We start from the raw sequence: 14,693 nt of genomic DNA, 5'->3' as shown, positions 1-14,693 counted from the left end.
ACGATGAAATTCACCGATATCTTTATCAAACGGCCGGTGCTCGCGTCGGTGGTCAGCCTGCTCATCCTCGTACTGGGCTTGCGTTCGCTGTCGACGCTCAAGGTCAGCGAATATCCGCAAACCGAAACCGGCATCGTCACCATCACCACCTCGTACTATGGCGCGAGCGCCGACACGATGGCCGGCTTCATCACGCAGCCGCTCGAAGCGGCGATCGCGCAGGTACAGGGCATCGACTATATGTCGTCAAAGAGCACCACGGGTGTCTCCACGATCACCGCGACGCTACGCCTGAACTACGATCCAAACCGCGCGCTGACAGAGATCAACACGCAGCTCGCGTCCGTGCGCAATCAGTTGCCGCCTCAGGCGCAGCAGCCAGTGCTGACCATGCAGGTGGGTCAGACCACCGACGCGATGTATATGGGCTTCTACAGCGACGTGCTGCCGGGCAATAACGTCACCGACTACCTGCTGCGCGTCGTGAAGCCGAAGCTCGATTCGATTCAGGGCGTGCAGACAGCCGAAGTTCTGGGTGGCCGTCAGTTCGCGTTGCGCGCGTGGCTTGATTCGAGCAGGCTCGCAGCGCACAACGTCACGGCTTCCGACGTCTACACGGCACTCGGCAACAACAACTATCTCGCGACGCTCGGCACGACCAAAGGCCAGATGACCAGCGTCGGTCTGAACGCCGGCACCGATCTGCATTCCGTCGAAGACTTCAGGAGGCTGGTCGTCAAGCAGAAGAACGGCGCGATCGTGCGCCTCGAGGATGTCGCGAACGTCGTGCTCGGCGCGGACAGTTACGATTCCAACGTCGCTTTCAGCGGCAAGCGCTCGGTGTTCATCGGAATCAAGGTCGCGCCCGACGCGAACGTGCTCGACGTGGCGAAGCGCGTCAAAGCCGTCTTCCCTGATCTGCAGAAACAGTTCCCGACGGGCATGTCGGGCGACATCGTCTACGATGCGACGGACTTCATCAACACCGCGATCGACGAAGTGGTGAAGACGCTCGTCGAGGCGTTGCTGATTGTGACGGTCGTGATCTTCCTCTTCTTCGGCAGTTTCCGCGCGGTGATCGTGCCCGTGATCGCGATGCCGCTGTCGCTGATCGGCACGTTCTTCATGATGCAGTTGCTCGGCTACTCGATCAATCTGCTGACGCTACTCGCGCTCGTGCTCGCGATCGGGCTCGTGGTCGACGACGCGATCATCGTCGTCGAGAACGTCGACCGGCACATGAAGGACGAGGGCAAACGACCCTTCGAAGCCGCGCTGATCGCCGCGCGTGAGCTCGGCGGGCCGATTCTCGCAATGACTGTCGTGCTGATTGCCGTGTATCTGCCCATCGGCTTTCAGGGCGGCCTGACGGGCGCGCTCTTCACCGAGTTCGCGTTCACACTGGCGAGCGCCGTGGCTGTGTCGGGCGTGATTGCGCTAAGCCTGTCGCCGATGATGTGCTCGCGAATTTTCCGCACGGAGCAGGAATCGGGTCGCTTCACGCGTTTCGTCCACCGGCAGTTCGAGCGTGTGCATCGGAGCTATGCGCGGCTTCTGCATTCAATGCTCGACACATGGTCCGTGTTCATCGTAATGGGCGCGATGCTGCTGTGTGGAACCGTGTATCTGTTCGTGACGTCGCAATCGGAGCTCGCGCCGCAGGAGGATCAGGGCATCGTCCTGTCGCTGATCCAGGGACCACCGAACGCGACGATCCAGCAGATGCAGACATACGCCGACCAAGTGTTCCAGATATCGAAGCGATTGCCCGAGTATGCGCAGATGTTTCAGTTGACGGGCGCGCCGACGCTGAATCAGGGCTTCGGCGGCGTGCTCTTCAAGACATGGGACAAGCGAAAGAAAGGCGCCACCGAGTTGCAACAGGAGCTTCAGCAGAAATGGAATGGCATTGCGGGCGCGCGTGTCGCCGCATTCCAGTTTCCGCCCCTGCCGGGTGCGCAGGGCTTCCCCGTGCAGTTCGTGATCAGCACGACGGAGCCGTTCGAGAATCTCAATGAGGTGATACAAGCGGTGCTGCAAAAGGCACGCGAAAGTGGCATGTTCCTCTTTGTCGATAGTGACCTGAAGATCGACAAGCCCGAGACCGTCGTGTTGGTGGACCGCGACAAGGTCGCCTCGCTCGGCCTTACCCAAAGCGATGTCGGACACGCGCTCGGCGCCGCGCTCGGCGGCAACTACGCGAACTACTTTTCGATCGCGGGCCGCTCGTACAAGGTGATTCCGCAAGTGCAGCAAGTGGACCGGCTGAACCCATCACAGGTATTAGATTATTACCTGCGCACGCCGGACGGCAGCGTGATTCCGGCGTCGACGGTCGCGCACCTGAAGCAGACAGTCGTTCCCGAATCGATCAATCACTTTCAGCAATTGAACTCGGCGACGATCTCCGGTGTGATCGCGCCCCGCATCTCGCAGGGCGAAGTGCTCGACTTCCTGCGCAAGGCCACCACCGACGCCGCTCCCACGGGCTACAACACGGATTATTCAGGGCTTTCGCGCCAGTTCGTGCAGGAGTCCGGCGGCTTCCTGATCACGCTGATGTTCGCAGCGATCATCGTGTACCTCGCGCTGGCAGCGCAGTTCGAGAGCTTCCGCGATCCTGTCGTCATTCTGGTGTCGGTGCCGATGGCGCTGTTCGGCGCGCTCATCTTCATCAACATCGGTCTTTCGACGCTCAACATCTATACGCAGGTTGGGCTCGTCACGCTGATGGGGCTCGTCAGCAAGCACGGCATTCTCATCGTGCAGTTCGCCAATGAGTTACAGCGTGCGGGCCGCAGCAAGCGCGAGGCCCTTGAAGAAGCGGCAGGAGCGCGCTTGCGCCCGATCCTGATGACGACGGCCGCCATGGTGCTCGGTGTGCTGCCGCTCGTGATCGCATCCGGCGCGGGCGCAGCAGGCCGCAATGCGATGGGGCTCGTGGTCTTCACGGGGCTGTCGATCGGCACGCTGTTCACGCTGTTCGTTGTACCGGCGATGTATATGTTGCTGGGTGCAGATCATCACCAGAGCTCAACAGGTAAGGTCTGACTTCCTTGCTTGTGTACGGCATCAATGTTTTGGCTCATCGCTTGTGCACTGTCGTGAGCGACGCGATAGCAGCGGCTTTGTCGTCGGTTGACGGCACGCGCCCTCGCAAATTCACCGAGTTGCGCCCTTGCCGCCTGCCAAGCTATCTTTCGACTAAAGGCTGCAGACCTCGTGGACTATGACGGTGTGGATTGCGGGCGCTCACGCCTTTGCAGGTCACAGTCATCACACCGACAAAGGGACGATATTCGAAGCGTACCCCCGCTCAACCTGTGCGTCGACAGCCCATCAAGGTCGTCTTTGAGTACATTCTATCGGTATCCTAATACTCACTTTGGTGCGAGACATCTTGCGCACGTCCAATAGGACATCTCACAAATCCAAGCGATTCCTTTTATTAGGGAGTCGAATGGCTGACCCAGTTATACCTCAAATTTGCTTGCAACAAATATCAATTTTATTTGTTTGATGTGGCCGCACCCGATTTGGTATCGTCGCACTCATGGATATTCACGATGAATAGCATTTGCTGCCTACCAGCAACATAGCTATCGGTAATGGAATAAATACCCTCGATCTTTTCCCATCGAGGCCACTGCGCTACTCCCAGCCATCATCGTTCCTCAGGTGGATGCATTGCCATAAAGGAGAAAATCCATGAAGAATCGCGTCGCATCTTCACAAAGTCCATCACCGACTATTGACCTATTGTATGACTACGCCCCGTTCCTCGACCTATGCGAATCTAAAGGGGGAATCGGCTCGCTTTCGTCACTCGTCCCAACTCCACGCGTTGCCATCGTGGGGGCTGGCATCAGCGGTCTTGTGGCCGCCACTGAACTGATGCGAGCAGGTGTAGATGTTACGGTCTTTGAAGCCCGCGATCGCATTGGAGGCAGAATATGGTCACAGACATTTCATCCACGATATCCGAATCTCATTGCTGAAATGGGCGCAATGCGGGTCCCTCCAAGTGCGACCGGCCTTTTCCATTATTTGAACAAACACGGCATTTCCACGACAGCGTCCTTCCCTGATCCTGGAGTGGTTAATACCGAATTGCATTATCGCGGTACTCGCCATATCTGGCCGGCGGGGGACCCCCCACCGCCATTATTCAGAGTCGTTCATGACGGCTGGAGGGCCTTTTTGCAGAAAGGATGCGTAATCAACGATACATCTCTTGTCGCGCCGGCAGAAATCACTGCCATGTTGAAGTCGGATCGCTTCCAGGAAGCGCGTGCAGCATGGCAGACGTGGCTCGACGTGTTTCGTGACAGTTCTTTCTATGCCGCCATTGTGGCCATTTTCACTGGCCCTCGCCCCCCCGGAGGTGTCCCTTGGGAAAGGCCTTATGACTTTGAGCTGTTTGGCTCTTTGGGGATAGGCTCCGGAGGTTTCCTACCTGTTTTTCAGGCCGGATTCACCGAAATATTGCGCTTGGTCATTAACGGCTACCTAGACGATCAACGCCTGATTTCCTGCGGAATCTCTGCTCTGGTAGAGCGCCTGGCGGGAGAGAATATCGCAGGAAGTACCGTTGCTGAACGGATTCGCTTCAATGGCGTCGGTCGCATCTACAAAAAAGATGGAAAGATAAAGCTGGTGACTGACGAGGACGAGACAATGATTTTCGATCGGGTGATCGTCACCAGCAACAACAGGGCAATGCAGATGGTTCACTGCCTGACCGACGACGAAACGTTTCTCAGCCGCGACGTCTCACGAGCCGTCAGGGAAACGCATCTTACGGGATCCTCAAAGCTGTTCATGCTCACCCGCGACAAGTTCTGGATTACCAAGGGCCTGCCAGTCACCATCCAGTCCGATAGTTTTGCGCGAGGCGTATATTGTCTTGATTACGAACCCGATAAGCCAGATGGTCAGGGTGTGGTTCTGCTTAGTTACACTTGGGAGGATGACGCTCACAAGCTACTAAGCGTTCCCGACAAAAGGCAGCGGTGTGAGTGTTTTGTTGACGACCTTGCTACATTCCATCCGGAACTTGCGCGCCACCTGATTCCTGCCGATGATGACTATGAACACGGCGTCCTCCACCATGACTGGCTGACCGATCCGCATTCTTCTGGTGCCTTTAAGCTCAACTATCCCGGCGAGGATGTTTACTCGCAGCGCCTCTTCTTTCAGTTCAAGACCGCGAATGATCCCGCAAGGGATACGGGCCTTTATCTGGCTGGATGTGGTTGTTCTTTCACGGGGGGGTGGATTGAGGGAGCCGTGCAGACGGCTGTCAACAGCGCGTGCGCCGTTATACGCAGCATAGGAGGAACTCTCCTACCAGGCAATCCTCTTGACGAAATACGCAGTGCTTATCGTTACTGATATCGCCCGCGCTGACCTATTATCCACGGAACCTTTATGCATTCGGAAAACACTCTGGAATCGCTTTGCGGTGGCATACGTACCGGCGCAATTTCAGCGGCTGAAATCCGGGATCGCGCACTGAGCGCTGATGCGCACCTGACAAATCTCAACTGTTTCATCCGTACTCGCGACCTGGACGCGCACTTCGCTAAAGCGAATGATGCGCTGAAAGATGCACCGCTCTATGGCATTCCCTTTTCTTTAAAAGACAATATCTGTGTTAATGGACTCCCTGTCACTGGTGGAACACCGGGGATGGAAGGTTGTATAGCCACGCGCGACGCCCTTATCGTCAGAAAGCTGAAATCGCTCGGCGCTGTCGTTGCCGGCAAGAACAACATGCACGAACTCAGCTTTGGTATCACATCGGTCAATCCACGATGGGGAACCGTGGGAAATCCGACGGCTCCAGGATATTTGGCTGGTGGCAGCAGTGGAGGCTGTGCCGCAGCTGTAGCAGCTGGAATCGTTCCGATGGCGATCGGAACGGACACGGGCGGCTCGGTAAGGATACCGGCTGCCTTCTGTGGTATCACCGGCTTCAGGCCCACAAGTGGCCACTGGTCTTCAGCCGGAATCATTCCCGTCTCCCGCACGAAGGATTCGCCGGGTCTTCTGACGCGGACGGCGAAAGATGCATTGTTTCTATATGATCTGCTGTCCCCCAATAGCCAACTTCCGGTAAAACAGAAAAGTACTCGCTGGCGAATAGGCCTTCCGGCCTCCATGTGGAATGACCTGGACGATGATGTCCAAAAGTATTGCTGGCATGCCGTCAGGCGCCTCACCCGCGCTGGTTTCCAGTGTGTTGAACTGGATGACGCGGTTGTTGCTGACTTGAATAGAAGCGGCACCTTTACCATTCCGCTTTATGAATTCTTCATGGACTTTCCTCGCACATTGCTTTCATTTGGATGGGGAAACAGGATAAATGCCGTATTCGATAACATTCGCGACAACGTTGTCCGCAATATCATTCACGCCAATCTTGGCGGACAGTTGATCTCTGCCGCGGACTATTCCTCTGCAATCCAGAATATAGGTGTCTTACGTCTACAGATGAACGCGCTGTTCAACACTCAACAAATCGATCTTCTCGCGTACCCAACGGTTCCGCGTAGCGTCCCTCACCTGAGCGATGCCGAGCGTCCGGGACTGTTCGCGGAGGTGATACGTAACACGGACCTGGCCAGCAATGCCGCGATGCCGTCCATTACCCTCCCTGTTGCCCCCGATGACGCATTACCGGTGGGATTGAGCCTTGACGCCGCGCGTGGTCAGGACCGCCGTCTCCTGGCTCTAGCAACGTCTATAGAAGATATTCTGACTTCGTAAAAGCGTGACTACCATTCAACACCTCAGAGGGGTGGGACACCGGTAGCAGCAAACACGTTCACACGCACTGCTCGGAGGCAGACAGTTAATGCAAATTTCCTTGCAAAGAATAAACATGCTCTTTGACGCGGATAGTTTTCTTGACCACTACCCTGTCGCGAAGAGTCATTTCATCTGCGGCGAAGGATCTGTAAATTCAGTAAAGACGTTTCTGGTCATGAATCGGGGACAAGACTGTGAATTTAAGGGAAGTGGACAGTGGCTCACTGCCGCGCAGATCATAAGCACGGTAACTCAGGCTCGAGATAAACGTGCCCCGTTGATCTACATTCAGGACCATCCGGGAGAAACAGGCAGTTTCAACACCACGAAAGTGCTTTCACCAGACATGTCCAGATTACTTTTATCTCCAATGGGAATGGGCAGAGTCAGTGCATGCCTCGCCGAGTTAGCAGAAAAGAACCTGCTAATTTCCGCCATACTTGGGCCGACGTCAGGTCCACTAGCCTTACCACTAATGCTTGCAGACCTTGTGCTGATGACTGAGAAAGGGGCTCTATGCATGGGCCGTCCGGATATGGTGAAGGCAATGCTGGCTCAGGAATCCGATCTCTATTCGCTAGGTGGATCAGACGTTCACAGCGAGGGCTCGGGCTCGGTTCAACTAGTATTCAAAGATGAAGAAGGCCTATTCGAGTGCATAAGAAAATTGCTTCACGGAACTGTCAAAGGCAAGGCGCCCTACGGTCTTAAATATGAAGAACCCGAAGCCGCTGATTTCGAAAAATTAGTTCCGTCCAATCATCGCACGCCCTATGATATGCATCATTTGCTGCATTCTTTTATCGACAAGGGCAGCTTCACGGAAATTAGCGCCAAATACGCACAGGAAGTGTTGACGGGCTACGCGAGCATAAATGGAAATACCACCGCGATTATCGCCAACAACCCCCGATACAATGGAGGCGCCATTCACCGGAAATCCGCATCCAAAATGGTGAAAATGATCGACATTGCTGCAAAAATGAGAATTCCAATCATATTCATCGCCGACATTCCGGGATTTATGATCGGCAGAGAAGCTGAAAATAGTGGCATATTTTCGGCGGCGGCGGAATTATTTAGAGCACATGTTCGATGCAAGGTGCCAAAGTTGCTACTCGTTGCCAGAAAGGCGTATACGGGAGGCGTGTATGCCATGTGCGGCCCTGGATTTAACCCTGTAGCAGTGCTGGCGTATCCGCAGGCTCATATTGGCGTTTTCAGCCCAGACACGATGAAGAAAGTCATGCCTGAACTTGATGAGACGACGAGAGCCACAATGACCAAGCTGACCGACGAAATTGAAAATCCTGAGCTGTTGAAAGTTAATGGACTGATTACTGATGTCATAAAGATAGAAAATACCCGGGAACAAATTACCAGGTATTTGTTTCCCGTAGCGGACGGCTCTTGAATGGAGTTCCTATTTGCAGAACAACGTGCGCCTCACCTACCGATGATTCGCAAAAGACAGGACTGGTTTGCCGTTTGAAGCCACAGCATTGACGTTGTATGTCCCGTCGCCGCGGTCGCGGCTTCTATAGCTGTCATTCTGGTCGCGACCATCCAGGGTCACGTCACCTTCACAAACGAGTCGATATACGCACCTAATCGCTCAGCGCCTCAAGCGCCCGCCCGTACGGCGGCGGCAAATTGGAATTGTGCGCCAACCTCGGCAGAGCAATATGCAGACGAAAGATGCATTCGAACGCCGTGCCCTGTTGCTGCACCTCGCAGATGGATTAAAGGCGGTGGACTGGTTCATTGAACATGGGAGAGCCGCAAGACGGTGCGCGAACTGGCTGCAAAGAATGAATCGCTCGCATGCTTCTCATCTATCCCATGTGGTCCTACCAAGTCCCGCGTCCAAGTAGGGAGTTCGGTGCACCCGGTGGTGGCAGGCGGACTTCGAGCCATCGCGCTGACCCATAAAGGCCTACGACGCCTTTCTCCCACAACGCCCGCCAGCATCGACCGGCGATAGTCCGTCGCGGCCCGGCGGCACGCGTACTGGCCACGATCATCTTCATTGATGAGTTCTTGAGTGGCCCAGCAAATATTCAGTGAAACAGCTCTTCGTCCGCTTCGGTCGGGCGGAACGTGCAGGGGACGAGGCGCCCGGACATCGTCGTCCGTTTCGCAGTCAGGCGCGCACGGTTCAATACAGTCATCGCGCAATGCTGGCGGTGTCTCGCGTGGGATAGCCGGAAACTGACGCCGTACTTTTTTGTTAAGGATTCCATTACAGCTACCAATGCACAAAACAGTTCGCCATGGCGGCGACGTGTCTGGTCGTGGCTACCGTACGCGTTGCTGACTACGCAATGCCGCCTCGTATTGTGCATGTCGGGCGTGCCCGCGGGCCGCCTCTGCTTGATAAAATGACGTACACAAAGCCTGACGGTAAACTACGGCAGATGAACGCTCCACATGGCTCCGACGCAGGTAGCAGTGCCCAGGTCCTGTGGGAGGATGGCGAGCGCACCCTCTGCAGGGTCCGGTCCGGGGTCGGCAGCGACAGCGTGCTAATTGCGCGTACCGCCGACGAGCATCCTCCGTCCGCCGTCCTCGATCGCCTCGCTCACGAATTCGCGCTGAAGGACCATCTCGACAGTGCATGGGCAGTGCGCCCCATGGAGCTGGTGCGCGAAGATGGGCGGAGCTCGCTGGTGCTCGAGGATCCGGGTGGCGAGCCGCTCGAGCGACTGGTCGGCGCGCCTGTCGAAGTGGAACGTGTCTTGAACGTAGCCGTGGGCATCGCTGTGGCGCTGGGCAGGCTCCATCAGCGCGGCCTGGTCCATAAGGACCTCAAGCCCGCTCATATTCTGGTGAACTGCGCGGACGGCCACGTGCGACTCACTGGCTTTGGCATCGCTTCGCGAGTGCCACGCGAGCGGCAATTGCCAGAGCCGCCGGAAACGATCGCCGGTACCCTTCCCTACATGGCACCCGAGCAGACCGGGCGGATGAATCGCTCGATCGATTCGCGCAGCGACCTCTACGCATTCGGGGTCACTCTCTATCAGATGCTCACGGGGACCCTGCCATTCACGGCGGGCGACCCGATGGAATGGGTGCATTGCCATATCGCCAGAAAGCCAGTACCGCCCGGCGCGCGGGTAGACACGGTTCCGCCTGCAGTATCGGAAGTCGTCATGAAGCTCCTTGCCAAGACACCCGAGGAGCGCTATCAGACGGCGGCGGGCATCGAGCGGGATCTGAAGCGCTGCCTCACGGAATGGCAGCGCCAGCGCGACATCGATGCCTTCCCGCTGGGGCAAAATGATACGCCCGACCGGCTGCTGGTCCCTGAAAAGCTATATGGGCGGGAGCGCGAGGTTGAGGCTCTGGTCGCGGCATTCGACCGCGTCGTCACGAGCGGCACGCCTGAACTGGTGCTGGTGTCAGGCTATTCCGGCATCGGCAAATCTGCGGTCGTCAATGAGCTGCACAAGGTGCTGGTGCCACCGCGGGGGCTCTTCGCGTCCGGAAAGTTCGACCAGTACAAGCGCGACATACCCTATTCGACACTGGTACAGGCTTTCCAAAGTCTGGTGCGGCAGCTTCTCGGCAAGCGCGACGCGGAGCTGGCGCTCTGGCGCGACGCATTGATCCGGACACTGGGAGCGAATGCGCGGCTCGTGACCGATCTGATCCCCGAGCTGAAGCTCATCATCGGTGATCCGCCACCCCTCTCGGAACTCGAGCCGTATCAGGCGCAACGCCGTTTTCAACACGTTTTCCGGCACTTCATCGGGGTCTTTGCCCGACGGGAACATCCACTGGCACTGTTTCTTGACGATTTGCAATGGCTCGACGCCGCGACGCTCGCCCTGCTGGAGGATCTCCTCACCCGTTCGGACCTGCAATACCTAATGCTAATCGGCGCCTATCGCGACAACGAAGTCGATACCGGGCATCCGCTGATGCGCAAGATTCAGATCATCAGGGCCACCGGCGCGAGGCTGAGCGAAATTGCACTCGCACCTCTAGCCCGTGAACACGTCGAACAACTGACTGCCGAAGCACTTCGCTGCGAGCGAGAGCGCGCCGCACCACTTGCGCAGCTCGTGCATGAGAAGACGGCCGGCAATCCGTTCTTCGTCATCCAATTCGTGTACGCACTCGCCGATGCCGGTTTACTCACCTTCGATCACGGCACGACCTGCTGGTGTTGGGATCTGTCCCAGATTCGCAACAAAGGTCACACCGACAACGTCGTAGACCTGATGGTCGCAAAGCTGGTGCGTCTGCCCACGGCAACGCAGCGTGCGTTGCAACAGCTCGCTTGCCTTGGCAACACTGCCTCGGTCGCGATGTTGCCTCAGGTCTTGGGAATTCCGAGTCAGGAGGTCCGGTCGCTGCTGCAGCCAGCAGTCGATCAGGAGTTGGTTGAGCGCCGGGAAGACGCGTACCGGTTCGTGCACGACCGGGTTCAGGAAGCCGCCTATTCAATGATTCCGGAGCATTCGCGCGCCGACGCACATCTGCGTATCGGGCGGCTGCTCGCGGCGCACATGCCCTCTGACAAACGTAAAGGGGCGATCTTCGAGATCGTCAGTCAGTTCAACCGTGGGGCAAAGCTAGTGACTGCCCAGCGGGAACGCGAGCAGCTGGCCAGGCTCAACCTGATCGCCGGCCAGCGGGCTAAAGCGTCGACAGCCTATGCATCGGCCCTCACCTATCTGACCGCCGGCGTGGAACGCCTGCAGGACGATTGCTGGGAGCGCAGACATGAATTGAGGTTTGCTCTGGAGTTGAACCGGGCCGAATGCGAATTCCTCACTGGCCGGTTATCTGTCGCGGAAGAGCGACTGGCCAGGCTGTCGACCCGCGCGACGACCATAGTCGAACGGGCGCATGTCACGTGTCTGCAAATGGATGTCTACCTGACGCTCGATCGCAGTGATCGAGCAGTCGACGTCTGTCTCGACCATCTCCGGCACGTCGGTATCGATTGGTTAGCGCATCCGGATGAGGGCGACGTGCAACAGGAGTATGAAAACATTCGGTCAGGGCTTGCGGGCCGGACTATCGAGGCGCTCATCGACTTGCCCCTGATGAAGGACCCGGCCTCCCTCGCGACCGCGGATGTACTGAGCAAGCTGCTGAGGCCAGCGTGGTTTACCGATGCAAATCTGGCCTCGCTGACGATATGCAAAGCGGTTAGTCTCAGTCTCGAGTGTGGCAACTGCGACGCTTCCTGTTTTGCCTATGTCATGCTTCCCCGGATCGCGGGATCACGCTTTGATGACTATCAGGCCGGATTTCAATTCGGCCGGCTTGGCTACGAACTGGTCGAACGACGCGGGCTCAAACGCTTCGAAGCGGTGACGTATCTGTGCTTCGCGCTATACGTCGTGCGCTGGACGAAACATGTGCATCTGAGCAGCAAGATGCTGCGCCACGCGTTCGAAGCGGCGAACCGGACCGGGGACGTCCCGTCTGGCGCCTACACGCGCTGCCATATTGTGTCGGACCTGCTTTTCTCCGGTGAGCCATTGATTGAGGTCGAACGCGAAGCCGAAGAGGGCTTGGCGTTTTCCCGTAAGGCGCGTTTCGGCCTTGTCGTCGATAACATCACCACACAACTGGCGCTGATCCGAACGCTCCGCGGCTCGACCCTGAAATTCGGCTGTTTCGATTACGGCGAGTTCGACGAGCTTCGTGCGGAGCAGCATTTGTCCAGCAATCCCGCTCTCGCGACGGCCGCGTGCTGGTACTGGATCCGGAAGCTACAGGCACGCTATCTGTCGGGCAACTATGTGGCCGCCATGGACGCGGCGTCGATGGCCCAACAGCTGCTCTGGAGCTCATCATCGCATCTGGAAGAAAGCGAATATCACTTCTACGTTGCGCTCGCCCGGGCCGCGGATTGCGACCGCGCACCAGCGCAGGAGCGAGAACAACACCACGACGCCATAGCAGCTCATCACCGGCAGCTGGAAATTTGGGCGCAAAACTGTCCAGAAAACTTCGCCAACCGCGCGGCACTGGTCGGTGCCGAGATGGCCCGCCTGAAAGGGCGAGATGTTGAAGCGATGAGCCTCTACGAAGATGCCATCCGATCGGCACGCGCAAACGCCTTCGTACACAACGAAGCGCTTGCCAATGAACTCGCCTCCCGCTTCTACGCGGCGCGCGGTTTTGACAAGATTGCCCGTGTGTATTTGCAGGATGCCCGACGAGGCTACCGGCGTTGGGGCGCAGAAGGCAAGGTGCGCGAACTCGACGACCTGTACCCGTATCTCCGGGAGAAAGAGCGAGCGCCCAGGCCTGGCAGCACGATCGGGGCACCCGTCGAACAGCTCGACCTTGCCACTGTCATCAAGGTCTCGCAGGCCATCTCCGGAGAAATCGTCCTCGACAAGCTGATCGATATGGTCATGCGCACGGCAATCGAACAGGCGGGTGCCGAGCGGGGGTTGCTGATTCTCCCGGGTGCGAGCGGACAACGGATAGCAGCGGAGGCCAGGACGGATGGCGACGCGCTTTGCGTGCAACTGTGCGATGCGCCCGTTAGTACGACAACGATGCCCGAATCGGTCCTCTACCGTGTGCTGCGCACGAGGGAGAGTGTCATTCTCGACGATGCCGCTGTCGATCCCGCGTTCGCGATCGACGCTTACATCCGTGAGCACCGCACTCGTTCAATTCTCTGCTTGCCCTTGACGGATCAGGCCAAGCTCATCGGCGCCCTGTACCTCGAAAACAATCTGATCACCCACGCCTTCGCGCCAGACCGGATTGCTGTGCTCCGGCTCCTCGCCTCCCAGGCCGCGACCTCGCTCGAGAATACCCGCCTGTACCGCGACCTCGAGGAACGTGAAGCGAGGATCCGACGGCTCGTCGACGCTAATATCATCGGGATAATCGTCTGGACCGCCAAGGGTGACATTCTCGAAGCCAATGACGCTTTCCTGCGCATAGTGGGATACGGGCGCGAGGATCTGGTGTCAGGCCGCGTACGCTGGAAGGATCTGACGCCGGTGGAGTGGCAGGAAAGCACCGAACAGGCCCTCGTGCAAATCGGTCAGAACGGACGCTGTCCACCCGTCGAGAAGGAGTACATCAGGAAGGACGGCAGCCGTGTGCCCGTCATGGTTGGCAGGGTCGCTTTCGACGCCAGAGGCAAGGAAGGCGTCGCGTTCGTGATCGATCTGACCGAGCGCAAGGCAGCGGAGCACCGCTTGCAGGAGTCCTACGAGATGTTGCGAGAACTCACCTCCCGTCGGGAAACGGCCCGTGAGGAAGAGCGCAAGCACATTGCGCGGGAAATGCACGACGAACTCGGACAACATCTCACCGCGCTTCGCCTGAAGGCGTCGGCATTACGTATGCAGCTCGGCGAGGACCGTCCGGAACTCGTCGAACAGACGCAGGTACTCATCGCCCTGGTGGACGAAACCATGCAGGTGGTGAGAGGCGTCATCGCGTCGCTGCGCCCGGCCGCATTGGACGCCGGCATTGCGGCGGCACTTGAATGGCTCGCAGCCGGGTTCAACCGCAACAACCGCACCGTGTGTCGGTTGCGCGTGGGGGACGAAAACATCGTGGTCAGCGAGGACCGCGCTGTCGTGCTGTTCCGTCTCGTCCAGGAGGCGCTGACCAATGTCGCCCGTCACGCTGCGGCCAGGCAGGTCACCATCACTCTGGAACGAACGCCCGGCGGCTGCCTGCTGGAAGTGTGCGACGACGGTCGAGGATTTGATGTTCTGGCGACCAGAAGAAAATCGTTCGGACTCGCGGGGATGGAAGAGCGAGTTCAGATGCTGGGCGGTCGGATCGACGTTATCAGTTCGCTGGGGGCCGGTACCACGATCAAGGTGAACCTTCCCGATCATCCATCTATGCCGACATAGCCGTGTCGGGATTGCGCG

At 57.8% G+C, this 14,693-nt stretch carries 5 protein-coding genes; all 5 read left to right on the top strand.

Annotated features, from left to right (window positions below; genetic code table 11):
- Nucleotides 1–3: 3 nt before the first annotated feature.
- The 5 genes from BN2475_RS19585 (at nucleotide 4) to BN2475_RS19565 (ending at nucleotide 14,675) form a co-directional block, all read left to right on the top strand.
- Nucleotides 4–3,051 (top strand): efflux RND transporter permease subunit, encoded by a 3,048-nt coding sequence (locus BN2475_RS19585; protein ID WP_094781164.1) that lies wholly within the window; start codon nucleotides 4–6, stop codon nucleotides 3,049–3,051.
- 657 nt (nucleotides 3,052–3,708) lie between these two features.
- Nucleotides 3,709–5,394, top strand: a complete 1,686-nt coding sequence (locus BN2475_RS19580) for an NAD(P)/FAD-dependent oxidoreductase (RefSeq protein WP_094781163.1) — start codon at nucleotides 3,709–3,711, stop codon at nucleotides 5,392–5,394.
- 36 nt (nucleotides 5,395–5,430) lie between these two features.
- On the top strand, nucleotides 5,431–6,771 hold the full coding sequence (locus BN2475_RS19575) for an amidase family protein (protein ID WP_094781162.1): 1,341 nt from the start codon (nucleotides 5,431–5,433) through the stop codon (nucleotides 6,769–6,771).
- Nucleotides 6,772–6,859: 88 nt separating this feature from the next.
- The gene (locus tag BN2475_RS19570; RefSeq protein WP_094781161.1) at nucleotides 6,860–8,227 is read left to right on the top strand and encodes a carboxyl transferase domain-containing protein; all 1,368 of its coding nucleotides are present in this window, start codon (nucleotides 6,860–6,862) and stop codon (nucleotides 8,225–8,227) included.
- A gap of 1,003 nt (nucleotides 8,228–9,230) precedes the next feature.
- A complete protein-coding gene (locus BN2475_RS19565) occupies nucleotides 9,231–14,675 on the top strand; it encodes an AAA family ATPase (protein WP_094781160.1) in 5,445 nt (1,814 codons plus the stop codon).
- The last annotated feature ends 18 nt before the right edge of the window (nucleotides 14,676–14,693 follow it).

Origin of the sequence: Paraburkholderia ribeironis (genome assembly GCF_900019265.1) — a bacterium.
GTDB lineage: Bacteria > Pseudomonadota > Gammaproteobacteria > Burkholderiales > Burkholderiaceae > Paraburkholderia > Paraburkholderia ribeironis.
This window is presented reverse-complemented; position numbering and strand designations above follow the sequence as displayed.

Bases quoted from the DNA above. Each gene is read 5' to 3' on its own strand.
- BN2475_RS19585 (WP_094781164.1), top strand. From the start codon at position 4: ATGAAATTCACCGATATCTTTATCAAACGGCCGGTGCTCGCGTCGGTG.
- BN2475_RS19580 (WP_094781163.1), top strand. From the start codon at position 3,709: ATGAAGAATCGCGTCGCATCTTCACAAAGTCCATCACCGACTATTGAC.
- BN2475_RS19575 (WP_094781162.1), top strand. From the start codon at position 5,431: ATGCATTCGGAAAACACTCTGGAATCGCTTTGCGGTGGCATACGTACC.
- BN2475_RS19570 (WP_094781161.1), top strand. From the start codon at position 6,860: ATGCAAATTTCCTTGCAAAGAATAAACATGCTCTTTGACGCGGATAGT.
- BN2475_RS19565 (WP_094781160.1), top strand. From the start codon at position 9,231: ATGAACGCTCCACATGGCTCCGACGCAGGTAGCAGTGCCCAGGTCCTG.